A 25438-nucleotide genomic window follows, 5' to 3' on the forward strand; every position below is an offset into this window, starting at 1 on the left:
GCGACATTCAGCACGGGAAACCGGCAATTTGGAGGACTTTAAATGACTTTAAGAAAATTCATTACCAGCCTAGCAGCGGGCACAGCTGCAATCGTTGCAGCAACAGGTGCACACGCCGCCAGCGATTCAGAAATTACAGTTGCCTATTTCGAGCAGTGGCCGATGCCATTTCTTGCAGCTAAAGCCGCAGGAAAATATGACGAAGCACTCGGCATGAAAGTCAATTTTCGTGCATTTGAAACGGGCACAGCAATGTCAGCAGCAATGGCATCTGGCGATGTACAATTTTCCATCAGCCAAGGCGTTCCACCATTTGTCGTCGCAGCATCTGGCGGTCAGGACATTCAGGTTCTCGATGTAGCCGTTAGCTATTCAGATAACGATAATTGTGTCGTATCTTCAGCGCTTGAAATTGACAAAGATTCCGCTTCCGAACTTGCAGGCAAAAAAGTTGCTGTACCTTTAGGCACCGCCGCACATTACGGTTTCCTGCGCCAAATGGACCACTTCGGTGTCGAGCTTTCATCACTTGAAATTGTAGATATGTCACCACCTGATGGAGCCGTTGCCCTTAGCCAAGGCGATGTTGATTTGGCATGCGGTTATGGCGGCGGCCTGACAAGTATGAAAGAACACGGCAATGTGCTTCTCACAGGCGCAGAAAAAGAAGATCTGGGCATCCTTGTCTTTGATGTGACAACAGCGCCAGCAGCATATGTTGCTGAAAATGGCGATATTGTTGCAAAATTCCTATCCGTAACAGCCGCAGCAAATGCGGAATGGAATGCAAATCAAAGCGATGAAATGCTGCAAGTAATCGCTGAACAATCCGGCATGGATTTAGACGCGACCAAAGCTTCCATTTCAACAATGAAGTTTCTGAGCCTAGAAGAACAGACTTCTGAAAAATGGCTCGGTGGAAACGCCGCAACCTTCATGAAAGGTGTGGCGGATGTATTTGTCGAAGCGGGCAGCATCGACAAAGCTCTCGACAGCTATGAAGGCGCCGTGAACATTGCGCCATTGCAAGCTGCAAGTAAAATGTAAAACCCACCATTAAGGTCCGGCACACAGCCGGACCTTTTTACCGCAATCGGAATTTCAGTTTGCCAGAGCAGACGGAAAGAGGGAAATGTCAGAACTTTCTATTGATAATATTTCGATGCGCTTTGATTTGCCTAATGGCGGGGTGGTTCAAGCGCTCAAAAATGTTTCTATCGATCTAAAAAGCGGAGAGCTGTTAAGTATTCTTGGACCATCTGGATGTGGCAAAACCACTCTTCTTAATATTGTCGCTGGCTTTCTTGCTCCGACAGGTGGTGTGATGACACTTAATGGCCATCAGATCAAAGGACCAGATGCTGAACGCGGCATGGTTTTCCAACAAGGCGCTTTATTTGAATGGATGAGCGTGCGCGAAAATGTTGGGTTCGGCCCCTCCATGAAAAAGATGCCCAAAGCCGAAAAGAAACAAACAGTAGATCACCTGCTGAATGTTGTTGGCTTGGGTGATTTTAAAGAAAAGGCAGTTTACGAATTGTCCGGCGGCATGCAGCAACGTGTGGCTCTTGCGCGTTGTCTTGCCAATGATCCCGATGTCATCTTGATGGATGAACCACTGGGTGCACTAGATGCTTTGACACGCGAAAAAATGCAGAGCCTTGTTCTCAAGCTCTGGAAAGAAACTGGCAAAACAATCATCCTCATCACGCATTCTGTTGAAGAGGCACTGCTCCTTGGTGAGCGCCTGATTGTCATGGCCCCGCGCCCCGGACGTATCCACAAAGAATATAATTTGCCTTTCGCTGAACTGGGCGTGGATGCTGATTTGCGCGAAGTAAAAAAGCACCCAGATTTTGGCCCTAAACGCGAAGAAATTCTCTCAATGATCTGGGACATGGAAGAAGAGATTATGGGCCGTACGGAGGAAAGCGCATGAGCGGATTGATAGTTCTTGCAATCTATGTCGGTATTTTTGTCGCCGCTTTTTTTATCATCACAAGGATCGCTTCACGAACAACACGTGATTACACCTCACTCAAAACCGTTACCTTTGGCGATGAGAGTGCCGTGCGCCCTAACCGCGCAGCCGGCATCATATCCATTTTAACAATTTTCCTATTGTGGGGCATGTTTACCGGCTCGTCACTCTTGCCAAGTTTTTTACACGCCCCAGGGCCGTTTATCGGCGAAACGTCTTTTGACTATACAGCAGAGGCAAACGGTCAGAGCGATACAGCAACTGTAACTGTTATTGTTCACCCGCGCGAAGAAAATCCAACTTTGGACGAACCTACAGGCGGTGACGGCTTTGCGAAAAATGATATTATTTCAGTTGCTCAATGGCGCAGCAAACTGGTGCCATGGGATAAAAATGATGACATCAGCAAATCTGACGGCTCGCAGGTTACGGCCATCAACGGCCAAAGTGTAAATCCGGGCGACACAGTCAATGTAACAGGCGGTTCGGTGACTATATCCGACAAAGGAACGCCTAATTTCAAACCCTATAACGGCTGGCAAATGGAACCGCTTTATCTGCCAGCACCAGAGACCGTGGTGGACAGAACCATCAAACTGGCAAGCGAAGGTTTTCGTGGCACATCTTTATACGGCCATTTAGGTTGGTCGCTATTCCGTGTGGTTGCAGGCTTTTTGCTTGGTGCAATTGTTGGCATTCCACTCGGCTATGCAATGGGCCTGTCAAACTGGTTCCGTGGTTGGTTTGATCCTATCGTGGAATTCATGCGACCAGTTCCACCGCTCGCACTAATCCCGCTTGTAATCATTTGGGCGGGCATTGGCGAGGTTGGCAAAATCATATTGCTGTTTTTGGCAGCGCTTTGGATTATGGCGATTGCAGCACGCGCAGGTGTTTCTGGCGTGAACATTTCAAAAGTCCATGCCGCCTATTCATTGGGCGCATCAAAATGGCAGATCATGCGCTATGTCATCATTCCAAACTCGCTACCGGAAATTTTCACTGGCGCACGCGTTGCTATGGGCGTTTGTTGGGGAACCGTTGTTGCTGCCGAATTGGTTGCGGCAGAAAAAGGTGCAGGCATGATGATCATGGTCGCATCTAAATTTCAAAACACCGACATTGTTTTACTCGGCATTATCTTAATTGGTATAATCGGCTTTGGTATCGATATGCTTATGCGTATGGCCGAAAAATATCTTGTGCCTTGGAAAGGTCGGGGTTGATAAATTGACAATTGTGAGACCTTCTGTCTCAAGAACACAAAAAACTGGCACTATCATGCCTCACATGCCCGCCCTAAGAAGAGGGTGGGCATTTTTATCGGGAGGAACCTGTCTTTGACTACGGACAGCCAGCGCGTAAATACATCTCCGCATGTCTCTGACGAGATACGCAAAACAACCTGCTATATGTGTGCATGTCGCTGCGGCATTAACGTCCACTTGCGAAACGATGCAGATGGCAAACCAAAGATACGCTACATCGAAGGCAATCGTGACCACCCGATCAATAAGGGTGTGCTTTGCGCGAAGGGCTCAGCGGGTATTATGCAGCATTATTCTCCTGCCCGCCTGAAATCACCGATGAAACGGATTGGCGAACGCGGCGAAGGAAAATTCGAAGAAATTTCTTGGGATGAAGCGCTGGAGCTCGCAACAAGTTGGCTAAAGCCTATTCGTGAAAAAAACCCGAAAAAGCTAGCGTTCTTTACAGGACGCGATCAGAGCCAATCACTCACCGGCTGGTGGGCGCAAAATTTTGGCACACCTAATTTTGCAGCCCATGGCGGCTTTTGTTCGGTAAACATGGCCGCGGGCGGTATCTATACATTTGGCGGTGCATTTTGGGAATTTGGCGCACCAGACTGGGGAAAAACTGAACTCTTTATGATTTTTGGCGTTGCCGAAGATCATGATTCCAACCCGATCAAACTTGGTCTTTCAAAGCTCAAATCACGCGGCAAAAAAATCATTGGCGTAAACCCGGTGCGCACTGGCTACAACGCCATTGCAGATGAATGGGTCGGCATAACACCAGGAACCGACGGCCTTTTCGTCTTATCAATTGTGCATGAATTGCTCAAAGCGGGCCGGATCGATGTGGATTATCTCATCCGCTACACCAATGCGCCGTGGCTGGTGATTGACGATCCAGATGCAAAAGATCACGGCCTGTTTTTACGCGATAAAGACGGCAATGCCCAAGTTCTTGACCGCAAAACGGGCAAAACGGTCGCCTATAATGCGAAAGGCGTAAAACCTGACCTTCAAGGTGAAGTGAACCTCAAAAATGGGCGCAAGGCTGTCCCGTCTTTCACACTTCTTGCCAATAAATATCTTGATGACCGCTATACACCTGAAAATGTTGCCGAAGAGACAGGTGTTCCGGCATCACAAACGCGGCGCATTGCAGCTGAAATTGCCCATGCCGCCTTTGAAAAAGAAGTCATCATCGACCAGCCTTGGACAGACATGAAAGGCGAAAGGCATGAAAAAATGATCGGCCGTCCGGTTGCTTTTCATGCCATGCGCGGCATTTCTGCACACTCCAATGGCTTTCAGACATGCCGCTCAATACATCTGCTACAAATCTTGATTGGTTCAATCGATAGCCCGGGCGGATTCCGCTTCAAACCGCCTTATCCACGTCCAGTTTCAGCGCAGCCCGCTCCACATGGCGGCAATATTCCCAACACTCCGCTTAAAGGCCCGCAGCTTGGCTTTATGCGCGGACCAGAAGGTCTTTTGTTGGAAGAAGACGGCGTAACACCGCAGCGCATCGACAAAGCCTTTTCATGGGATGCACCAATGTCGTCCCACGGCCTGATGCATATGGTAATTGCCAATGCCCATGCGCGTGATCCATACGGCATTGATGTTCTTTTTATGTATATGGCCAACATGTCATGGAACTCTTCCATGAACTCATCCGGTGTCATGAAGATGCTGACAGACAAGGATGAAAACGGCGAATACATCATCCCAAAACTGATTTACTCAGATGCTTACTCATCGGAAATGGTCGCCTTTGCAGACCTCATTTTGCCAGACACAACCTATCTTGAACGCCATGATGCGATCTCGGCGCTTGACCGTCCGATCTCAGAACCCGAAGCGCTCTGTGATGCTATCCGCTGGCCAGTGATCGAACCGGACCGCGATGTGCGCGGTTTCCAATCTGTACTGCTTGATCTTGGTGCACGCCTCGGCTTGCCAGCCATGACCAATGAGGACGGTACGCCAAAATTCAAAGACTACGCGGACTATATTCAAAACCATGAACGAAAACCCGGCGTTGGCCCTCTTCTTGGGTGGCGCGGCAAGGATGGTTCTAAAACCGGACGCGGCGAGCCGAACCCGAACCAGATTGATACTTATATCAAAAATGGTGGCTTTTCAGAAACGCATGTCCCTGCCGAAGCACTTTATTTCAAACATGCCAATGCCGCTTGGCAAAACTGGGCAATCGAAATGGGCTTGCAGGATGCGCCTGTCGAAAATGTGTTCCAACTTTATCTCGAACCAATGCGCAAGTTTCAGTTGTGCGCAGAAGGCAAGGCCGAACCACAGCCGCCCGAAACGCACCGCGAGCGTATTCTAAACTGTTTTGACCCGCTGCCTTCATGGTATCCGCCGTTCGAGGGCGCAAGCATTGATCTAAGCCAGTTCCCCTATCATGCACTCACGCAGCGCCCAGCCGCTATGTATCATTCATGGGGCTCGCAAAATGCTTGGCTTCGCCAAATCCATGGGCACAACCCGATGTTCATTCCGGGCGAAATTTGCGATGAAGTGGGCCTGAAAGACGATGATTGGGCCTATATCATTTCGCACCATGGCAAGATCAAAGTGCCAGTTAAGCGCATGAATGCAGTGAACGGAAAAACCCTGTGGACGTGGAACGCGATCGGCAAACGCAAAGGCGCTTGGGCGCTGTCTGCCAAAGCACCAGAAACTGAAAAAGGGTTCCTTTTGAACCACATCATAAATGAACTTTTGCCGCCAAAAGGTGACGGTCATCGCTGGTCAAACTCCGACCCAATCACAGGGCAAGCAGCGTGGTTTGATTTGCGGGTGCGCGTGGAAAAAGCACCCGCAGAAGACGAAGTCAGTCAGCCGCAAGTTGACGCACAAAACAATCCGGTTGGTACGCCCGACCAGACCGTGGAATATGGTAAGGAGTGGACGAAATGACACTACTTCCCGCACAAACAAATAAAAAACTTGGCCTTGTGATCGACTTAGATGTTTGCGTTGGCTGCCATGCCTGCGTGGTCAATTGCAAAGAGTGGAACACGGGCGGCTATGGCGCGCCTTTAGGTGATGTTGATGCTTATGGCGACAATCCAAGCGGTGCTTGGCTCAACCGTATTCACACCTTTGAAGTCACGCCCGATGATGCGCCTGCGCAAATCGTTCATTTTCCAAAATCCTGCCTGCACTGCGAAGATGCGCCTTGCGTAACCGTATGCCCGACCGGCGCATCTTATAAACGCAGTGAAGACGGCATTGTGCTAGTCGATGAAAGCATGTGCATTGGTTGCAGCCTTTGCGCTTGGGCATGTCCTTATGGCGCACGCGAAATGGACCCTGTCGAAAATGTCATGAAAAAATGCACGCTCTGCGTCGACAGAATTTACAATGACAATATCCCAGAAATCGACCGCACACCTGCTTGTGTTCGCACCTGCCCTGCAAATGCGCGCCATTTTGGTGATTTTGCCGACCCAAATTCCAACGTCTCAACAATGACACGAGAACGAGGCGGTTATGATCTAATGCCAGAAATGGGCACCAAACCGGTCAATCAATATTTGCCGCCGCGCAAGAAGTCCCGCCCAGAAGAGACAACTGAAATCGCACCCGCATTCGTGCCAAAAGCTGGCGAAGGCTTGCTTGGCTGGCTTGACCGTGCACTTGAAAAGCTCGGCTAAGGAGAAAACCAATGCATCCGGCAATATCTGTTATTTTCTTTACCGTCACATCCGGTGCAGGCTTTGGCCTGATGACCATGATTGGCCTTGGTTTTCCAATGCACAATGGCATAGTCGCGGCGTTTTTATCTTACCTACTCGGCGGCGGACTAGCCGTTGCAGGCTTGCTGTCCTCGACATTTCACCTAGGACATCCAGAACGAGCGTGGCGTGCTCTTTCACAATGGCGCTCATCGTGGTTATCGCGCGAAGGTGTCATCGCAATTATTACCTTATTGCTATTTGCGGTTTACGCATTGATCTGGATGTTTACAGGCCAGCGCATCGCGCCATTAGGCTGGGCTGTCGCGGCAGGCTCCCTGCTCACGGTTTATGCAACATCGATGATCTACGCGCAGCTTAAAACGGTGCCAAATTGGCATTCTAAACTTACGCCATTTTGCTATCTCGCCTTTTCCATTGCGTCCGGACTTTTATTGGCTGGCATGATCGGCAAGGCAACTTTGATTCTTGGGCTGCCAACACCGACAATCATCGTGATCGCGCTCGGCATTGCGTGGATTATCAAGTCCGTCTGGTGGCGCCGTGCAGACACAATCGGATTTTCGCAGACAGGCTCCAACACTGGAACGGCGACCGGCCTTGGGCATCTCGGCAAGGTGCGCCTGCTCGAAAAACCACATTCTGGCGAGAACTATCTTACCCATGAAATGGTGCACCAAATTGGGCGCAAACATGCGCTTAAACTACGCGCTATCGCTTATATTTTAGGCGGCATAATACCAGTCATCATGTGCACATTTGCGCTATTTATAACGCCAGTGTTCTTTTTGCTCATCGCTGCCATCAGCATGATAATTGGCCTATTTGCTGAGCGCTGGTTGTTTTTTGCAGAAGCAAAACACGCCGTTAGCTTATATTACTAGAGCTTTTCCGTGACAAACGGCCCTGCAAAATGTTCTAGAACCTAAACGCCCAGCCTTTGGGCGTTTATTTTAAACCATGCGTTCGGCTATAGGCAGATATATCAGGCGCAGTCCAATTGCCTAAACTGCCTTCAGCAGGCTTATAAATCTCCACTTTCAATGGCGCACAAACCGCTTCTTCGCTGGAATGTTTAGAGCCGCAATCACCGCCAGGGCACGCCGACAGCCCGCCTTTTAAATCAATTTGCGCGAACATTTCCAAATAGTCGCCTGTACGTACAGGGCTAGCTTTCATAAAATATTGCTTCGTATCGCGCGTAAAACCTGTGCACATAAAGACATTCAAAACGTCATGAACATAAGGCTCGGCTTCATCAAGCGACATGCCTGTATCAGCAGCCAACGCCCGCGTGAGATTTGAATGACAGCAATAATGATAGTCGCCGCCCGAAAGCAATCGGTTCGTGTAAGGATCGCAGCGTGTACCGATAACATCGTGAACACCGCCGCCAAATGCATCCCATCCATACCAATCAAGCGTATCCCAAGTAACGGTGGCGAGAGGGCGAAAATATGGAAGATTACTCCATAAATGATCGCCAGTAGAAACATGCGTTCCATGGAGCGCACGGGTTTTGCCTGAAAAGAACCTTTCATTCAGGTTGTGCGCGTTCCAAAGGTTCAAATCACCGACTTGCGGTCCTTCTGGACAGACTATGCGCAAAAAATGGCCCGCTGGCACATCAAAAACTTTTGCATCGCGCGGCGGAATAATCACTTCATCGATAAGCTGCATGCTCTCACGCGCAAGTGCAAACACACTTGCGTCATAGGCTGGCAAACTATTAACCGGATAGCAGATTACTGGCTTTACGGCTTTACGCTCTGCTGCATCTGAGGGCGCAGGATTTTGAGGCGTATATTTCATCGGTTTTCACGATACCAAGCCACCAATTGCGCACGTTCTTCATCCGTAATCTGCGAGACATTTGCCGGCGGCATAGCATGCGTTACACCTGATTGAATAAAGATTGCCTCGGCATGTTGCGCGATTTGCTGGTGCGTTTCCAACCGCACCCCTTTGGGTGGCCACGCAATCCCCTCCCAACTTGGATCATCGGCGTGACACATAGCGCAGCGCCCTTGCACAATCGTCGCAACATTTTCAAAACCATCAGATTGAATAAGCGACTGCTGCACTGGTGTGATCGTTTCTGCTGAGCTTGTTTTTTCATTCATGTAAAGCGGAGCAGTCGAGAGCCAAGCCACAATCAAGAACAAGATTAACGTCGCAAGCCAAGTCCAAGTTGGGTTGCCGTTGCGTGCGTGCTTTGAGTTAAAATAATGGCGAATAGTAACGCCCATCAAAAACACCAAGCTTGCAATGATCCAATTATATTCGGTAGCAAAGGCAAGCGGATAATGGTTTGACAACATGAAGAAAATGACTGGCAAGGTCAGATAATTATTATGCGTCGAGCGTAACTTGGCGATCTTCCCATATTTTGCGTCAGGTGTGCGGCCCTCTTTTAAGTCTGCCACAACAATGCGCTGGTTCGGCATAATGATAAAGAACACATTCGCGCTCATAATGGTCGCGGTAAACGCACCCAAATGCAGCAGCGCCGCACGGCCAGAAAACACCTGCGTATAGCCATAAGCCATGCATACGAGCAGCGCATAAAGCAGCAACATAAGCACCGTTGGGCTTTCGCCAAGCTTTGATTTGCACAAAAAATCATAGGCAATCCAGCCAAAGGCAATCGACGCCATTGAGATCGCTACCGCTGATAATGTGGAGATATCTGCGACACTCGGGTCAACCAAATAAAGATCAGCACCAAGATAATAGACTAAGCAAAGCAGGAAGAAACCCGACAGCCACGTCATATAGCTTTCCCATTTAAACCACGTCAGGTGCTCCGGCATGGCTTCAGGTGCAATCAAATATTTTTGAATGTGATAAAAACCACCGCCATGCACCTGCCATTCCTCACCATCGGCGGGGCCAGCTATATTGCGGTTCAGGCCAAGGTCCAATGCAATGAAATAAAACGACGAGCCGATCCAAGCCATGGCCGTAATGACATGCGTCCAGCGCACAGCAAACTCCAGCCATTCCATAGCAACAGTTAGATCATACATTCGAATCCCCTCCAAAACTGCGCTAAGCTTAGCGTCATTAATTATCTTGCAAAAGCATTGGTATAAGCAAACACTTTCAAACAAAGCAAAACAATCATACAAGACAATATGAGTTACGTTGAAAATATACGCATGTTTGTGCGCGTTTTTGAATTGGGGTCAATGTCGGCCGCAGCACGCGATCAGCGTGTGTCTCCGGCCGTTTCCTCCAGCCGTATTGCCGAATTGGAGCGCCATTTAAATGTGCGGCTTTTCAACAGGACAACGCGCCGACTGCAACCAACAGAACACGGCAAAGTATTTTACGACGGTGCAACGCAAATTTTAGAAACAATAGAGCGTTCGGAAGCTGCGATTGCAGAAATCTCCAATAATCCGCGCGGTTCAATCTTTGTTGGTGCACCGCTTGGCGTTGGGCGCAGGTTCATTGCGCCGCATGTTCCTTATTTCAAAGAAAAATACCCCCTCATTGATGTGCGTCTTCGTTTGTCAGACCGCTTCATTGATATTACAGCCGAGGGCATTGATGTCGCATTTTCCATGCACAAATTGCCAGATTCTAATCTAAAACGCCGTATTATTGCCGATTGCGAACGCGTTTTGTGTGGTTCTCCCGATTATTTGTCAATAATGGGCACACCGATGAATGGAAGCGAGCTCGTTAAAAACAAACATCATTGCTTGCTCTTGCGTTTTCCTGGAACCGCAGAATTCCGCTGGACGCTTAAAACCGACAATTCATTTAAAGAATATGATGTGAAAGGCCCGTTTGAATCCGACGATGGTGATGTGTTGACCCAATGGGCACTGGATGGGCGTGGCATTATCAACAAACCACGCTTCGAAGTTATTGAGCACTTAAAAAGCGGCGCTCTGGTTGAAGTGTGCACCGATACGCCGCCAACGCCAGTGCAGCTTAGCTGCCTTTATCCGCATCGCCGTTATCAAGATCCAAAAATTAGGCTGTTCATCGACTACATGTCAGAAAGATGCAGCCAAGAGCTTAAAAAACGTAGCTAGCTTAACTGCCGCGATAGGTCGAAAAACCATAGGGTGAGATCAGCAAAGGCACATGATAGTGCGATGTTTCATCATCGACACCAAACCGGATCGGCACTTCATCCAGAAACAGATTTTCTGCGTCCCTGTCTACCAAACCATGCGCACGAAGATAATCACCGGCTTTAAAGACCAGCTCATATTGCCCCGTTTGGAATTTCTCTTTCGGCAAAATTGGCGAATCGGTACGACCATCATCATTTGTCACCATCGACACCAATTTGGTGCGGCTACCTTCCGACACACGATAAAGCGTGATTTCAATTCCGGCCGCAGGCAGCCCCCGCGCTGTATCAAGAACATGTGTCGTCAAAAAACCGTCAGCCATAAAACTCTCCACTTGGTCGATGCCCATATAGTGTTCTACTCAATAAATGAAAAACGCAATGCAGCACAAACGCAAATAGTCTTTATGGATTTATTTGATAATCCTATTGATTGTTTTGCGTTACAAAAAAGTATGGAGGCACAAGAATGAACCGTTATCCACGCGATATGGGCGGATATGGCGCAAACCCACCGGACCCAAAATGGCCCGGCGGCGCTAAAATCGCTGTCCAGTTCGTAATTAATTACGAAGAAGGCGGCGAAAATAACATCCTTCATGGCGACAAAGCCTCCGAAGCATTCCTTTCCGAAATCGTTGGCGCATCAGCTTGGGAAGGCCAGCGCCACTGGAACATGGAATCGATCTATGAATATGGCGCGCGTGCAGGCTTTTGGCGTTTGCACCGTCTTTTCACTGAGATGGATATTCCAGTCACCGTTTACGGCGTGGCAACGGCTCTTGCGCGCGCACCTGAACAGGTTGCTGCAATGCAATCCGCAGGATGGGAAATCGCTTCCCACGGTCTCAAATGGATCGAGTATAAAGATTACACAATAGACGATGAGCGTGCAGATATGCACAAGGCCATCGCATTGCATGAGGAAGTTACCGGTGTGCGGCCAACAGGCTGGTATACGGGCCGTTGTTCGGTCAACACCGTGGACATCGTTGCGGAAGAAGGTGGATTTGCCTATGTTTCAGACAGCTATGCTGACGACCTACCCTATTGGTATGAACATGATAGCGGCCACCAACTGATTATACCTTACACGCTTGATGCCAATGATATGCGCTTTGCAACACCGCAGGGTTTTAATTCAGGCGATCAGTTCTTCAGCTATTTAAAAGACAGCTTTGACGCCCTTTATGCCGAAGGCGAATTAGGTCAGGCGAAAATGATGTCCATTGGCATACATTGCCGCTTGCTCGGACGTCCAGGCCGCATCCAAGCTCTGCGCCGCTTTATCGAATATGCTAAAAGCCATGCAGATGTTTGGTTTGCCAAACGTATCGAGATTGCCGACCACTGGCACAATAATCATGCGCCTGAACATCACATGTCACGCCCAACACATATGTCCCGGCAAGAGTTCATAGATCATTATGGATCAATTTTTGAACACTCGCCTTGGATAGCAGAACGCGCCTTCGATGATGAACTTAGTCCTGCACATAATACAGCAATTGGACTACACAGCGCACTCACACGCAAATTCAGATCAGCAAGTGAAAACGAACGCTTGGACGTTTTAAAAGCGCACCCTGATCTTGCTGGAAAACTTGCCGCAGCAAAACGCCTAACGGCAGAGTCGAGCGCAGAACAAGCAAGCGCTGGGCTGGATGCTTTGACGCAAGAAGAGCACGCAACTTTCACACGGCTTAATGACAAATATACAGAGAAGTTTGGCTTCCCTTTCATCATTGCGGTCAAAGGCCTCGACAAGAATCAAATTCTCAGCAGCTTCAAACAACGTGTTGAAAATAAACGCGATCGGGAATTCGAGACGGCCTGCAAACAAGTCGAACGTATCGCGCTTCTACGCTTGAAGGATATATTACCATGAGCTTTGCAACTCCGATTGCAGGACTTCCTGCACAGTCAGAATTGATGACCGGCCGCGCAATCTTCACCGAAGCTTACGCGGTTATTCCCAAAGGCGTTATGCGCGATATTGTGACAAGTGCCCTGCCGCATTTCACTGGCACACGCGCATGGATTATCGCGCGCCCAATGAGCGGATTTGCGGAAACATTTGCACAATATATCGTGGAAATTGAACCCAATGGCGGCAGTGATAAACCGGAACCAGACGTTAGTGCACAAGCCGTTTTGTTTGTTGTTAAAGGCAAATTGCAAGTAAGCATTGAGGGCGATGTTCACGATCTTGATGAAGGCGGCTATGCCTATATTCCTGCCCATACAAAATGGACATTAAGGAACGCGTCAGGCAGCCAAACGACATTTCATTGGGTCCGCAAAGCTTATGAGCCTGTTGAAGGCATTGAAGCCCCAGAAGCGTTCATCACCAATGAAAAAAACGTCGAACCTTCTGTCATGCCAGACACCAATGGTGCCTGGTCAACAACCCGTTTCGTTGAACCTGATGATTTGCGCCATGACATGCATGTTAACATCGTCAACTTTGAACCAGGCGGCTTAATCCCGTTTGAAGAAACCCATATCATGGAGCACGGCCTTTATGTGCTTGAGGGCAAAGCGGTTTATAAACTCAATCGGGACTGGGTAGAGGTTGAAGCTGGCGACTTCATGTGGCTGCGCGCTTTTTGTCCGCAGGCTTGTTATGCAGGCGGTCCGGGACGGTTCCGCTATCTGCTCTATAAAGATGTTAACCGCCACCCTTCACTGAGGCTCAAATAATGAGCGAAGCGGTCCTCATACAAGACATTACACATGATGCTTTTGCACCATTTGGCGACCTTGTGGACATATCGGGTGAGCCGGACAAAATTATCAATCAAGGTCTGTGTGGGCGCTATCATGATCGCGCCCATTTTGATTTTGGTCCCAATTGTAAAGGCGGTTTGAGCCTGTTTAACGCGGAGCCGCGCTCACTGCCCTACGCGCTAGAGATGGTTGAACGACATCCTTTATGTACGCAGGCCTTCATTCCGCTGCATCAAAACCCGTTTTTAGTAATCGTTGCAGAAGGTAACGACGATACACCCGGCAAGGTACATGCATTTATCACCAAGCCCGGACAAGCAATCAATTTTCACCGAAACACGTGGCATGGTGTGCTGACACCACTGTCAGCACCCGGCCAATTCGCCGTGATCGACCGTGTTTCAGCAGGTGATAATTTACAAGAATACTGGTTCGATGAACCAAAAATAATTGCCAAGCAATTGGTAAGAGGGACTGAAATGTAAACTTATTGGGGAATAATGACATGACTGACCACTCGATTGGAACGCAGGAACAACTGCGAGATCCGAACTACACACCACCGCTTGCCAAAGCAATTCCGCTGGGTATCCAGCATGTTTTGGCCATGTTTGTTTCAAACGTTACGCCAGCGATCATTGTTTGCGGTGCGGCCGGTTTTGGCTTTGGCTCCAACTCGCCAGACTTTCCGCAAATGATCTACATGATCCAGATGTCGATGTTCTTTGCAGGGATTGCAACGCTCATCCAGACAATCGGAGTTGGTCCTGTCGGCGCAAAACTGCCTATCGTTCAAGGCACATCATTTGCATTCATTCCAATCATGATCCCACTGGTTGCTGGCAAAGGCGTTGATGCCGTTGCCGTATTGATGGGCGGCATCGTAGTCGGTGGCCTCTTCCATGCTTGTCTGGGATTGTTCATTGGCAAAATTCGTTTTGCGCTACCGCCGCTCGTAACTGGTCTTGTTGTTACAATGATCGGTTTGGCACTTGTGCAAGTCGGCATTCAATATGCAGCTGGCGGTGTGCCTGCCATCGGCACACCTGAATATGGCTCAGGCATCAACTGGTTTGTCGCAAGCGTCGTAATTCTCGTAACACTTGGTTTGAAATTCTTTACAAAGGGTATGCTGTCCATTTCAGCTGTTCTTTTGGGCCTTATTGCAGGTTATATCGTGGCATTTGCGCTCGGCATGGTGAACTTCAACAATGTGGCAAGCGCTGCACCATTTGCACTGCCAAATCCGTTCCACTTCGGCATCGAATTCTCTGTGGCAGCAATTATCGGCTTCTGCCTCATGTCCTTTGTGTCAGCCGTTGAAACCGTAGGCGACGTATCAGGCATTACCAAAGGTGGCGCAGGGCGCGAAGCAACTGACAAGGAAATCCAAGGCGCGACATTTGCAGATGGCTTGGGAACAGCCGTATCTGGTCTATTCGGCGCCCTACCCAACACATCGTTTTCTCAAAATGTTGGCTTGATCGCGATGACCGGCGTTATGAGCCGTCATGTGGTGACCATTGGCGCGATCTTCTTGATCCTTTGCGGTCTTGTACCAAAAATCGGTGCAATTATTGCAACGGTGCCAATTGAAGTGCTGGGCGGCGGTGTGATTGTTATGTTCGGCATGGTTGTTGCTGCTGGTATGTCCATGCTTTCAGATGTGAACTGGAACCGCCGTAATATGGTGATTTTCGCGATTGCGATTTCACTGGGCCTCGGCCTGCAACTAGAGCCAGGCGCCCTACAATATCTGCCTTCAACACTCAAAGTATTGGCAACATCAGGCATCTTGCCTGCGGCCTTTATTGCAATCGTTCTAAACCTTCTATTGCCGGAGGAATTAGCCGATGAATCAACAGAAGAGGTATCTGGCGGCATGTCAGGTAAAGGAGACGGGTCTTTCCCGAAAAAATCCTAAACACAAACTGTCTTTCAGAAACCCGCCTTTAACAGGCGGGTTTTTATTTGCCGTAATTTTGTGATTAGTTACGCCTAAAATAGGCGATCATATCATTGATGTTCAAAATTATTTTTACCGCACGGTCAAAAAATCTAGTGTTGCAAATCAAAACCGATTAGCCTGAGATCAACAAATCAAAATGCACGCGAAAAGGGACGCCATGTACACCATCCAAAATGCAATCAACGGTGAGCTAATATCTTCAAATTCATCGCGCAGCCAAAACATATTTAACCCTGCGACGGGAGAAGCGATAGGAACCCTGCCCCTCTCCAGCCGCCAAGAGTTAGATAGCGCGGTTGCAGCGGCAAAAGCTGCCGCACCAGCATGGGGTAATTTACCGCCGCTTAAGCGCGCAAAATTCATGTTCAAGTTCAAACAGCTTTTAGACGAACACGCTGATGATATTGCGCGGGAGATTTCACGCGAACATGGCAAAACGCATGATGATGCACTTGGCGAAGTTGCACGCGGTATCGAAGTTGTGGATTTTGCTTGCGGAATGCCGTCTATGTTGAAAGGCGAATTTTCACGCAATGTTGGCCCAAGCATCGACACGATTGCAGACCGTCAGCCGCTTGGTGTTGTCGCTGGCATCACACCGTTTAACTTTCCTGCTATGGTGCCATTGTGGATGTATCCGGTTGCCATCGCTTGCGGAAACACTTTCATTTTAAAGCCGTCCGAACGTGACCCATCTGCGGTTATGTTTATCTATGACCTGTTCAAAAAAGCTGGCTTTCCGGACGGTGTTTTAAATGTTGTCCACGGCGACAAAGAATGTGTCGACGCGATTCTAGAACATCCAGACATCAAGGCTGTTTCATTTGTCGGCTCAACCCCAATTGCTGAATATGTTTATTCAACAGGCACAAAGCACGGCAAACGTGTTCAAGCGCTGGGCGGTGCAAAAAACCACATGGTTATCATGCCGGATGCGGACATCAAGAAAGCCGCTGATGCGCTCATGGGCGCAGGTTACGGCTCAGCTGGTGAACGCTGCATGGCGATCTCCGTTGCCGTGCCTGTCGGTGATAAAACTGCGGACGCATTGGTTGCAGAACTAAAGCCACGCATTGAGAGCCTTAAAATCGGTCCGGCAACTGATGCCGACGCAGATATGGGACCGGTTGTTACCAAGGATGCTCAACAGCGCATCTTGGGCTATATGGATAAAGGCGTTGAAGAAGGTGCGGAACTCGTCGTCGATGGTCGCGGTTTCTCGCTGCAAGGCTATGAGGACGGCTACTTTGTCGGCGGCGCACTGTTCGATAAAGTGACAACCGATATGAGCATCTATAAGGACGAAATTTTCGGCCCTGTTCTGTCTGTTGTGCGCGCGCAAAGCTATCAAGAAGCCGTGGATATGATTAACGTCCATGAATACGGCAATGGCACTGCCATTTTCACACGCGATGGCGATACGGCACGTGATTTCTGCGACCGTATTGAAGTCGGCATGGTCGGCGTGAATGTGCCGATACCTGTGCCCGTTGCCTATCATTCCTTCGGCGGCTGGAAGCGTTCACTCTTTGGCGATCATGATATTTATGGCGCAGAAGGCGTGCGGTTCTATACACGGCTTAAAACGATTACCCAGCGCTGGCCTGACGGCATTAAAGACGGTGCGGTCTTCACATTCCCGAGCTAGGTTAAATCTAGCACAGTTATAAAAATAAAAAACGCGCCAAAATATCGGCGCGTTTTTTTAATCATTGTTCGTGCTTTACTCGGCGGGAAATGTCTTCAAATAAGCAATAATATTGTCGAGATCTTCTTCTTTTTTCAAACCGACAAAAGCCATACGTGTTCCTTTTACGGCTGCACGCGGATTGGCCAAATATTCTCTCAGCATTGCTTCATCCCACGTCTTTTCGCCTTCACCAAATGCTGTCATCGCACTTGAATATTTATAGCCTTCAACAGAAGCTACGGTCCGGTCGACAATGCCAACAAGATGAGGGCCGACTTTATTTTTAGCTTCATCAACTTTGTGACAAGCAGCACATTTTTTAAAAACCTTTGCACCTGCATCCGCATCGCCTTCTACGGCAAATGTTTGGCCTGCAACAAAACAAAGTGCGGCAGCTCCAATAAACTGTTTCAATCCATTCATAGCTTTGGCTCCAAGGTTGGACACATCAATAAGTAGGGACTAAACAATGTCACTCAATTGCACATCGTACAATCAGACCATTGGACGCAGCAAATATCCAGCGATTGACAAATTTTAAGGAGTAAGTTTGTGACTGGTGAAACCAATTTAAAGACATTGATCGCCTCCATGCAGCCGGTCTTGCGTGATGGCGAATTTGTATTTGCAACCACAAACGAGCCGATCGACTATATGGAAACGGCGCCCCTTATGCTTTTCACAGAAGAGGAAGGCACAACGCTGATCTTAAAGCGCGAAGACGCAGAAGCGCAAAAATTCAAATTTGATTTCCCCTGCCGAATGATCACACTCAACATTCACTCATCGCTAGATGCGGTCGGTTTTTTAGCGAAAATCACACCCCGCCTCGCCGCGCTGAACATGGGTGTTAATCCTGTTTCAGCGTTTTATCATGACCATCTATTCGTACCCTCAAACCGCGCACAAGATGCAATGGCTGAGCTTAAAAAGATGGCTCTAGAGTCTTCAACTCAATGAGCGATCAGTGAACAGAAACACCATCAGGTGCTGAATCACTTGTCTCTTCTTTTAGCTCTTTCAAGAAATCCTTGAGGAGAATAGCAAAATCCTGCGGCTTCTCGATACATGGCAAGTGCCCTGCGCCTGAAATCTCTTCATAGCGGCTGCCATCAATATGCATTGACAATTCATAGACATGTTCTGGCGTTGTCACCACATCATTAAGCCCGACAATACACATCGTTGGCGCTGTTATGACCTTGGCATCCGCCGTATAATCGGCGTCACGAATGGCCATGCAGGTACCCAAATAGCCGTCCTGCGGCTGACGCGCCAACATGTTGCGATAGCCGGCAACATCATCGCGGTTCTTTTGGCGGTATGCAGACGTAAACCAACGCAGCATTGTCGCCTCAGCCAGTTCTACCATACCTTTTTCTTCAATTGAATCGATACGTTCCTGCCACATTTCAGCGGTGCCAATTTTGGCTGCCGTATCACATAGCACTAGCGCCTCAACGAGGTCTGGACGCATTTTATAGACAGCTTGGGCAATCAAACCGCCAACCGATAAGCCGACCAGCACAACATCCTTTTTCCCAAGGTGATCAAGCAGTGCGATCAAATCTTCTGCATGATCTTCTATCGTATAAGGCGTATCGCCAATATTGCTTAGACCATGGCCACGCTTGTCATATGTCATGATAGACACTTCGCCGACAAAGCGCACAATCACATCGCGCCAGATACGAAAATCACTCCCCAGCGAATTGATAAACACCAATGTCGGTGTTCCAGTTGGTCCACCAATCTCCTGATAATGAAGTGTCACATCGTTTACAGTGGCAAATTGCATGATCATCCTTTCAGCGCGGATGCGCTATATTTTGTCTTCAATATAAAATTCAAATTACGCATGGCAATTTTAAGCTTAGGGCTTGCCCATATCCAGCAATCCTGCCGTGCCATTTTCACGTATAAAACCAGCCATACGACCATCGGGTGAAAAGCGCACGTCAATCACCGGCGAACCATCGGCCTCCGCGATATAGCCATAGCTGTCGTCTTTACGGTCAAACAACGCGACGCCGCCAGCAGCATAACCAATCAAAACCTGCCGCGAACTTGGACGCGCGCGCACAGAACGAACAATACCGACACCGCCCTCAAACACCGCTGCATTCTGGCCAATAGGTCCATCGCTACCCGTGAACGGCCACGTGACCAAAACATCAGCGCCCGCAGTCAACATACTGCGTCCATCTGCCATCCAGTCAAATGAAACCGGCTTGGCAGGATAACCGCCCATATTGCCATGCTTTTCAGGTGTCGCGATTTTCCAAATGTGAAGCGAATTTTCAAGCATCGCCGTTACGCAAAAACGGCCATCTGTGGAAAATCCAATAGCAACGTGCGAACCCTTCCATTCCAAAAACTTGGTTGTTTCAGGCTTATTGGGTGAAATTAGCAATGCGCCGCCATAGACTGCCGCACCGAGCCATTTTCCATCTGGTGAAAAGGCCAATGCACTGACAGATGATGGGGCCGTAATTTCAACAGGCTCTTCACCTTCTTTGGCAAGATAAATGGTTTTGCCGCAAGACCATGCAACATGGCCGCGTTGCGAACACGAAACACAATCCACCCATTTTCGGCCCGTATGGATATCGCTTATCGCACCGTCTGCACCCAAGCGCTTTAGGTTGCCATCATCGCCAGCGGTGTAAAGCGCATCGCCTTTAGCATTGGACGCCATACTTAAAATTGCACCGTCGTGCAGGCTTATCTTCTTCGAACTGCCATCCACCGCACAAAGCCGCACAGCGCCATCGCCGCCTGCAACAGCCAACACAGAACCAATAAAGGCACAAGCCGTTGCTTGCGCTTCAAATCTATAATGAAGAACAGCGCCTGCTGCGTCGAACGGATCCATTACGCAGTCACTCTCGTCTTCATGAAGCCATCTTCAATGATATCGCGTGGCAAATTACGGCCAATAAAGACGATACGGCTATAGCGATCTTCGCCTTCGCGCCATTCACGTTGAAAATCACCCTCGAGCATCATGTGCACAGCTTGCGCAACATAGCGGCGATTATCGTCTTTGATATCCAAAATACCCTTCATACGCAGCATATCAATACCGAATTCTTGCCCGATCATTTGTATCCAAGGGAAGAATTTTTCAGGATCAATTTTGTCGCGTGTCATGAAAGAAAAACTAGAAACATGATCATCATGACGGCTTGCATCCAGATGACCGTGATCGTGATCCGCATGATCATGATCACATTTTCCGTGGTCATGGTCACAATGTTCATGATCATGCCCATCGTGATCATCAAAGTCTTTTTGCAAGAAGTCTGCATCATCATCCAAGATGCGATCAAGCGCAAAAGCGTTCTGGCCGAGAAGATGGTCTATCGGCACGTTGCAACGCTCGGCACGCTCTATACGGCATGTTGGATTAATGCGCCGAATACGCGCTTCAACCGTCCGCAAATCATCATCTGATACCGTATCGATTTTGTTGAGCACAACAATATCAGCAAAAGCAATCTGCTCCTGCGCTTCAGGTGCGCGGTCAATCTCTAAGAATAAATGTTTCGCATCAACAACCGTGATAATCGCATCAAGTTTGGTTTTAGCCGCAATATCTTCGTCTACGAAAAACGTTTGCGCAACCGGCCCTGGGTCCGCCAAACCAGTTGTTTCAACAAGAATACCATCAAAATCGCGGGTGCGCTTCATAAGACCAGCAAGAATACGGATGAGATCGCCGCGCACAGTGCAGCAAATACAACCATTATTCATTTCGAAAATTTCTTCATCCGCATCAACAACCAAATCATTGTCGATACCGATTTCGCCAAACTCATTGACGATAACAGCATATTTCTTGCCGTGATTTTCCGTCAAAATGCGATTAAGAAGAGTTGTTTTACCAGCACCTAAATAACCAGTAAGCACGGTGATCGGCGTTTTTTCGTTTGAAATCGTCATGAAAGCATTCCATCCAGAATTTGAAAGTGTGATGTGCGCTTTCTCGCCTCAAAATTCAACCCTGCGACTTGGCTAATCGTTTCACCCGTGACACAAAGTACGCAAACAGGATTTGTCATGACACGCAAGATTTGGTGGAGCGATTTTTCGCCGGAAGACTTCTCAAGGATTGATGCGAGCAATGTTACCGCAATCCTGCCTCTTGGTGCCACTGAGCAGCATGGCCCTCACCTGCCAATCACCACGGATTCAGACATTATGGATGGCATGCTGAATCTCGTCGTCGAGCAGCTTACCCATGATCTGGATGTGCGTATTTTTCCCGTTGAACGTGTTGGCGCATCAGACGAACATAGCCGCTTCACCGCCACACAATCTCTTTCATCCCAGCAAATGGTCGACATCATCGTTAAGCGCGGAGAAGAAGCAAACAGCTACGGCATAAAAAAACTCGTACTTGTCAATTCGCACGGCGGCAATGAACCAGCCATGTCAATCGCCGCATTAGAGCTACGCAAACGCTACGACATGCTGGTTGTCAAAACATCATGGGGACGCTTTGGCGTGCCAGATGATCTGTTTACAGATGAAGAAATGAAACAGGGCATTCATGGCGGCGATTATGAAACATCGCTCATGCTCGCCTTCCAGCCATCAATGGTTGATATGGCTAAGGCACAGAATTTCCAGTCCAACACAAAACTTGCTCGCGAAACATTCACGCATCTCGCGCCTCAAAGCCCACATGGTTTTGCTTGGTTGGCAGGCGATTTGAACGAACATGGCGTGGTGGGTAATGCCGCCGCAGCCACAGTACAAAAAGGCAGAGCAGCAGCAGCGCACCAGACATCAGGCTTTATTGAATTATTAAGGGATATTCGCAAAGCTGATTTAAACGACTGGATTAAGCTTTAGGCCACATATGGCTCGTCATTTAATGGAGTGGGAATTATGATCCGAACTATCCTCACGGCAGCCCTATTGGCACTCATGAACACCATCACACCAGCATTAAGCCAAGATGTTGACTGCGATAACGCCGAGACGCAGTTCGACATGAACCATTGCTCTGGCTTGGAATTTAAAGAAGCGGACAATGCCCTCAATGAAGCTTGGTCTACGGTACGCGCGGCTGTGAAATCCATTGATGAAAGCAATAAAGAATTCGCGCCGGATGAGCCAAGCGCAGCCGACAATTTGCTAAAAGCACAACGCGCTTGGATTGATTATCGCGACGGGCAATGTGCTGCAGAAGCAGCACAATATGCTGGCGGATCAATTCAACCGCTTATCCGAAACACTTGCCTCGCGGGCATGACAAAAAAACGTACAGGTGAATTACAACAAATGATCGTAGATCGGTAAATTACTCATCATGCGCCGCAAAAGCGTAAATTTCGATTTTCTTGTCGCCCGTAAACTTCGCACCAACAACCTGAGGAATGCCGATCTTTTGCGTGTCGAGAACGTCCATCAGGATTGCATTGATCTGAATTGCACTGCGTAATTCCTCAATATTCTCACGTTCTTCGCGCATGGCTTCTTCGATTTTTTCATCGCCGACAACGCGCCGCTCACCAAGTTTCACAATTTGAACTTCCTGCGGCGCGGTAAGGACACGTATCTCATTGGCAGTATTTCTAGAATCTTTGGTGAAATCCGTGAACGCATCGGCTGCCACATTACTATCGACAGTTCTAACCGTCATTTCCTTACCCACGACAGAGGTTTCAGAAATTCCCTGCGCGTGAACAAGAATCGGTGTGAACACAGTAAGAATTACAATGATTGCTCTTAAAGTCATTTCGGATCCCTTGCCTATTTCATTTTAAATAGAACTCACAAGTTCAAAGGACGTTCCTTCACGAAGTATAAACGCGCTGAAATGAAGACTTGTTTACAAATACTGCCTGCAACCTATCCGTTATTGCATAGCTGATATCCCTAAAAAGCGATTGTGCGCCGCACAAAAGAGAGTATCTTCTACTCAACCCAAGGAGAAGAAAATGTCTTCACAATCACGCTTTAAGAATATCGGTAATTACTTTCTCGGTGCAGCAGAAACATTCGGTCGCGCACGTTTAGCAAAAGAAATTGCGAGCATGCCTGAACAACATTTCGCAACTAAAGGCACAACGCGCGACAATGAACTGCGCAAAGTATTCGGCCTTTAATCAAATTATTTAATCAAGACAGTTACAAATCCGGTGTTGAATGAATAGTTCGATGCCGGATTTTTTGTTGCCATAAGAACATTTAATTCAGGCTTGCTGGCACAGCATAGCCCTTGCGGCACTTTATCTAAGAGACAACATGGTCCCAAAAACCTAAGTTAAGGTGATTACGAACGTAGCAGTGATTTCTGAAGAGCAATAATGACCACAATTCTAGCCCTTTTCATCTTTGTCGTCTTAGCAATCACCGCGCTTATTCATATCTATTGGGCCTTGGGCGGCCTTTGGCCCGGTACAAACGAGAAAACCCTTCCCCAAACTGTTATTGGTTCAACGGGCATATAAGTTATGCCCCCACGCTGGGTTACCGCTTTGGTGTCTGTTGGCATATGGGGTGCTGCGATCTGGCCTATGCTATGGCTGAACTGGATACCACACCCAATACCCAACTGGATTGTAACCGCGGGGATGTTTGTTCTAACCGCAATTTTTATAATACGCGGTCTTGGCGGCCTACTACCAATCGCACGGCGCATAAATTCCGAAGAACCGTTCGCCGCTTTTAACTTGCGTTATTTCTCACCTCTCATCACCCTCTTAGGGGTGATGATGTTTTATCTGTTGTTTTCAAACTAAGCACCGGTTTACTCAAACCGGCGTGACGGCAATATCGCTCTTATTGAGTACAAGACGTGTGAGAACGAAGGCCACTACGGCGCAAACCGTAATAGCAGCCACCATTGGCAATGCCGTATTGTCGAAGAACGGTGAAGCAAGCACGACCATGAGGCCGCCAGCAACCATCTGCAAGGTACCACCAAGCGACGATGCCAACCCAGCCATATCGCCATGATCGTCCAGCGCCATTACCATTGTCGATGGCACCACAAGGCCAAGACAGGCATTGGCAAGAAACAATACGCCCACGATAACTGGCAATGTACCAAATCCAGCAAGTACCAAGCCTAACAAGAGACCGGTAAATACCAAGAACCCGAACGTCGCCGTTGCAACAACTTTCTCCATGCCAAACTTTTCGCCAAGATTAGCCGCAAGCTGAGAACTACTAAAAAAGCCAAGAGCGTTGACCGCAAAAGCAAGACTAAACTGAACAGGCGAAAGACCAAACTCAGACGTATAAACGAATGCAGCATTGGCAAGAAAAACGAAAAAACTCGCCATGCCAAAGCCACCAATAAATGTCAGCCCCATAAACTTTTTATCGCGCAGAAGAATACCACAGCCGCGCATCAGTGAGGTAACATTTACAGGCACTTTATTGTCGTGAGCAAGCGTCTCGGGCAGCGCAAAAAGCGTCAGTGCAAGGCTTGCAAGGGTAAGCACAGCAAGCGCCCAGAAAATGCCGCGCCACGATGCGACCTCCATAAGGACACTACCAGCCAAGGGCGCAAGCATAGGCGATACGCTGATCACCATCATGATCAATGCCATGAGGCGCGTTGCTTGGGTGCCTGTATATTGGTCGCGAATAATAGCGCGCGGCACAACCATAACAACAGCACCGCCAATACCTTGCACAAAGCGCCCAGCCAGCAGCCAGCCAATCGTTGGCGCAAGAGCGCAGCCGATTGATCCAATGGCAAAAATAGCCAGCCCAATGTAAAGAGGTTTCTTCCGGCCAACTTGGTCAGAATAAGGGCCGAAGAACAGTTGAGCCACACCAAAAGCGATAAAATAAACGGTTAGTGATGCCTGCACGGCCGTCACATCAGCGCCCAGCCCCGCTTCAATTAAAGGCAGCGCAGGCAGATACATATCAATTGCTAAAGGCCCAACAGCCGAAAGCAATCCCAAGATGACGGCAAAACGAAACATATTTATTATCCAGAAACAGTGCGACTCATGCCGCATATTTGA

At 48.5% G+C, this 25438-nt stretch carries 27 protein-coding genes; 18 read left to right on the forward strand and 9 right to left on the reverse strand.

The window, feature by feature from the left end:
* The first annotated feature begins 42 nt into the window (after positions 1-42).
* The 6 genes from C504_RS0105255 to C504_RS0105280 all read left to right on the forward strand — a co-directional run bounded on the left by C504_RS0105255 (position 43) and on the right by C504_RS0105280 (position 7843).
* Positions 43-1047, forward strand: a complete 1005-nt coding sequence (locus tag C504_RS0105255; RefSeq protein ID WP_018688262.1) for a taurine ABC transporter substrate-binding protein — start codon at positions 43-45, stop codon at positions 1045-1047.
* Between the two features lie 85 nt (positions 1048-1132).
* Entirely contained in the window at positions 1133-1939 is an 807-nt protein-coding gene (locus C504_RS0105260) for a taurine ABC transporter ATP-binding protein (RefSeq protein WP_018688263.1), read from the forward strand.
* On the forward strand, positions 1936-3207 hold the full coding sequence (locus C504_RS0105265) for an ABC transporter permease (RefSeq protein ID WP_018688264.1): 1272 nt from the start codon (positions 1936-1938) through the stop codon (positions 3205-3207). Before C504_RS0105260 ends, C504_RS0105265 begins: the two co-directional genes overlap by 4 nt.
* Positions 3208-3321: 114 nt before the next feature.
* Complete coding sequence (locus C504_RS0105270; protein ID WP_041951498.1) at positions 3322-6177, forward strand: molybdopterin oxidoreductase family protein; 2856 nt, start codon at positions 3322-3324, stop codon at positions 6175-6177.
* On the forward strand, positions 6174-6917 hold the full coding sequence (locus C504_RS0105275) for a 4Fe-4S dicluster domain-containing protein (protein ID WP_018688266.1): 744 nt from the start codon (positions 6174-6176) through the stop codon (positions 6915-6917). The genes C504_RS0105270 and C504_RS0105275 overlap by 4 nt, the downstream gene beginning before the upstream one ends.
* 11 nt (positions 6918-6928) lie before the next feature.
* Positions 6929-7843 (forward strand): dimethyl sulfoxide reductase anchor subunit family protein, encoded by a 915-nt coding sequence (locus tag C504_RS0105280; protein WP_018688267.1) that lies wholly within the window; start codon positions 6929-6931, stop codon positions 7841-7843.
* Between the two features lie 64 nt (positions 7844-7907).
* Here the strand turns inward: C504_RS0105280 and C504_RS0105285 are convergent, their stop codons facing one another.
* Both C504_RS0105285 and C504_RS0105290 read right to left on the reverse strand, forming a co-directional pair.
* Complete coding sequence (locus tag C504_RS0105285; protein ID WP_018688268.1) at positions 7908-8771, reverse strand: urea carboxylase-associated family protein; 864 nt, start codon at positions 8769-8771, stop codon at positions 7908-7910.
* A complete protein-coding gene (locus C504_RS0105290; RefSeq protein WP_018688269.1) occupies positions 8768-9988 on the reverse strand; it encodes a urate hydroxylase PuuD in 1221 nt (406 codons plus the stop codon). Before C504_RS0105290 ends, C504_RS0105285 begins: the two co-directional genes overlap by 4 nt.
* A 108-nt stretch (positions 9989-10096) precedes the next feature.
* Between C504_RS0105290 and C504_RS0105295 the strand changes: the two genes are divergently transcribed.
* Positions 10097-11008 (forward strand): LysR family transcriptional regulator, encoded by a 912-nt coding sequence (locus C504_RS0105295; RefSeq protein ID WP_026317243.1) that lies wholly within the window; start codon positions 10097-10099, stop codon positions 11006-11008.
* Between the two features lies 1 nt (position 11009).
* On the opposite strand, the gene uraH is transcribed toward C504_RS0105295, so the two are convergent.
* The gene (gene uraH / locus C504_RS0105300; protein WP_018688271.1) at positions 11010-11375 is read right to left on the reverse strand and encodes a hydroxyisourate hydrolase; all 366 of its coding nucleotides are present in this window, start codon (positions 11373-11375) and stop codon (positions 11010-11012) included.
* Positions 11376-11521: 146 nt separating this feature from the next.
* Here uraH and puuE point away from each other — a divergent pair, with 146 nt between their 5' ends.
* The 5 genes from puuE to C504_RS0105325 all read left to right on the forward strand — a co-directional run bounded on the left by puuE (position 11522) and on the right by C504_RS0105325 (position 17399).
* A complete protein-coding gene (puuE, locus tag C504_RS0105305) occupies positions 11522-12940 on the forward strand; it encodes an allantoinase PuuE (protein WP_018688272.1) in 1419 nt (472 codons plus the stop codon).
* Positions 12937-13755, forward strand: a complete 819-nt coding sequence (locus C504_RS0105310; RefSeq protein WP_018688273.1) for a bifunctional allantoicase/(S)-ureidoglycine aminohydrolase — start codon at positions 12937-12939, stop codon at positions 13753-13755. Before puuE ends, C504_RS0105310 begins: the two co-directional genes overlap by 4 nt.
* On the forward strand, positions 13755-14267 hold the full coding sequence (locus C504_RS0105315) for an ureidoglycolate lyase (protein WP_018688274.1): 513 nt from the start codon (positions 13755-13757) through the stop codon (positions 14265-14267). The genes C504_RS0105310 and C504_RS0105315 overlap by 1 nt, the downstream gene beginning before the upstream one ends.
* Positions 14268-14287: 20 nt before the next feature.
* On the forward strand, positions 14288-15706 hold the full coding sequence (locus tag C504_RS0105320; protein WP_018688275.1) for a uracil-xanthine permease family protein: 1419 nt from the start codon (positions 14288-14290) through the stop codon (positions 15704-15706).
* Positions 15707-15908: 202 nt separating this feature from the next.
* Positions 15909-17399 (forward strand): CoA-acylating methylmalonate-semialdehyde dehydrogenase, encoded by a 1491-nt coding sequence (locus tag C504_RS0105325; protein ID WP_018688276.1) that lies wholly within the window; start codon positions 15909-15911, stop codon positions 17397-17399.
* Between the two features lie 75 nt (positions 17400-17474).
* Here C504_RS0105325 and C504_RS0105330 read toward each other — a convergent pair whose 3' ends face one another.
* A complete protein-coding gene (locus C504_RS0105330) occupies positions 17475-17864 on the reverse strand; it encodes a c-type cytochrome (RefSeq protein WP_018688277.1) in 390 nt (129 codons plus the stop codon).
* A gap of 129 nt (positions 17865-17993) precedes the next feature.
* Between C504_RS0105330 and C504_RS0105335 the strand changes: the two genes are divergently transcribed.
* Positions 17994-18401, forward strand: coding sequence for an ACT domain-containing protein (locus tag C504_RS0105335; RefSeq protein WP_018688278.1), 408 nt, complete (start codon positions 17994-17996; stop codon positions 18399-18401).
* Between the two features lie 4 nt (positions 18402-18405).
* Here the strand turns inward: C504_RS0105335 and pcaD are convergent, their stop codons facing one another.
* From pcaD to C504_RS0105350, 3 genes are all read right to left on the reverse strand, one after another.
* On the reverse strand, positions 18406-19239 hold the full coding sequence (pcaD, locus tag C504_RS17250; RefSeq protein WP_041951591.1) for a 3-oxoadipate enol-lactonase: 834 nt from the start codon (positions 19237-19239) through the stop codon (positions 18406-18408).
* Between the two features lie 75 nt (positions 19240-19314).
* Complete coding sequence (locus tag C504_RS17255; RefSeq protein WP_018688280.1) at positions 19315-20316, reverse strand: WD40 repeat domain-containing protein; 1002 nt, start codon at positions 20314-20316, stop codon at positions 19315-19317.
* Positions 20316-21386: a CobW family GTP-binding protein gene (locus C504_RS0105350; RefSeq protein WP_018688281.1), complete on the reverse strand. Its 1071-nt coding sequence runs from the start codon at positions 21384-21386 to the stop codon at positions 20316-20318. Before C504_RS0105350 ends, C504_RS17255 begins: the two co-directional genes overlap by 1 nt.
* Positions 21387-21503: 117 nt before the next feature.
* Here C504_RS0105350 and C504_RS0105355 point away from each other — a divergent pair, with 117 nt between their 5' ends.
* On the forward strand, positions 21504-22301 hold the full coding sequence (locus tag C504_RS0105355; protein WP_026317244.1) for a creatininase family protein: 798 nt from the start codon (positions 21504-21506) through the stop codon (positions 22299-22301).
* A 36-nt stretch (positions 22302-22337) separates the two neighbouring features.
* Positions 22338-22751, forward strand: coding sequence for a lysozyme inhibitor LprI family protein (locus tag C504_RS0105360; protein WP_018688283.1), 414 nt, complete (start codon positions 22338-22340; stop codon positions 22749-22751).
* Between the two features lies 1 nt (position 22752).
* Here C504_RS0105360 and C504_RS0105365 read toward each other — a convergent pair whose 3' ends face one another.
* Positions 22753-23190, reverse strand: coding sequence for a hypothetical protein (locus tag C504_RS0105365; RefSeq protein WP_018688284.1), 438 nt, complete (start codon positions 23188-23190; stop codon positions 22753-22755).
* A 202-nt stretch (positions 23191-23392) separates the two neighbouring features.
* Between C504_RS0105365 and C504_RS18715 the strand changes: the two genes are divergently transcribed.
* The 3 genes from C504_RS18715 (at position 23393) to C504_RS0105380 (ending at position 24196) form a co-directional block, all read left to right on the forward strand.
* Positions 23393-23560: a hypothetical protein gene (locus C504_RS18715; protein ID WP_018688285.1), complete on the forward strand. Its 168-nt coding sequence runs from the start codon at positions 23393-23395 to the stop codon at positions 23558-23560.
* A gap of 201 nt (positions 23561-23761) precedes the next feature.
* Positions 23762-23905 (forward strand): DUF3995 domain-containing protein, encoded by a 144-nt coding sequence (locus tag C504_RS18505; protein WP_018688286.1) that lies wholly within the window; start codon positions 23762-23764, stop codon positions 23903-23905.
* A gap of 3 nt (positions 23906-23908) precedes the next feature.
* Positions 23909-24196 carry a DUF3995 domain-containing protein gene (locus C504_RS0105380; RefSeq protein WP_018688287.1) on the forward strand — a complete coding sequence of 96 codons (288 nt, stop codon included), beginning with the start codon at positions 23909-23911 and terminating at the stop codon, positions 24194-24196.
* Between the two features lie 12 nt (positions 24197-24208).
* Here C504_RS0105380 and C504_RS0105385 read toward each other — a convergent pair whose 3' ends face one another.
* Positions 24209-25396 (reverse strand): multidrug effflux MFS transporter, encoded by a 1188-nt coding sequence (locus C504_RS0105385; RefSeq protein ID WP_018688288.1) that lies wholly within the window; start codon positions 25394-25396, stop codon positions 24209-24211.
* Positions 25397-25438 lie beyond the last annotated feature (42 nt).

Origin of the sequence: Ahrensia kielensis DSM 5890 (assembly GCF_000374465.1) — a bacterium.
GTDB lineage: Bacteria > Pseudomonadota > Alphaproteobacteria > Rhizobiales > Rhizobiaceae > Ahrensia > Ahrensia kielensis.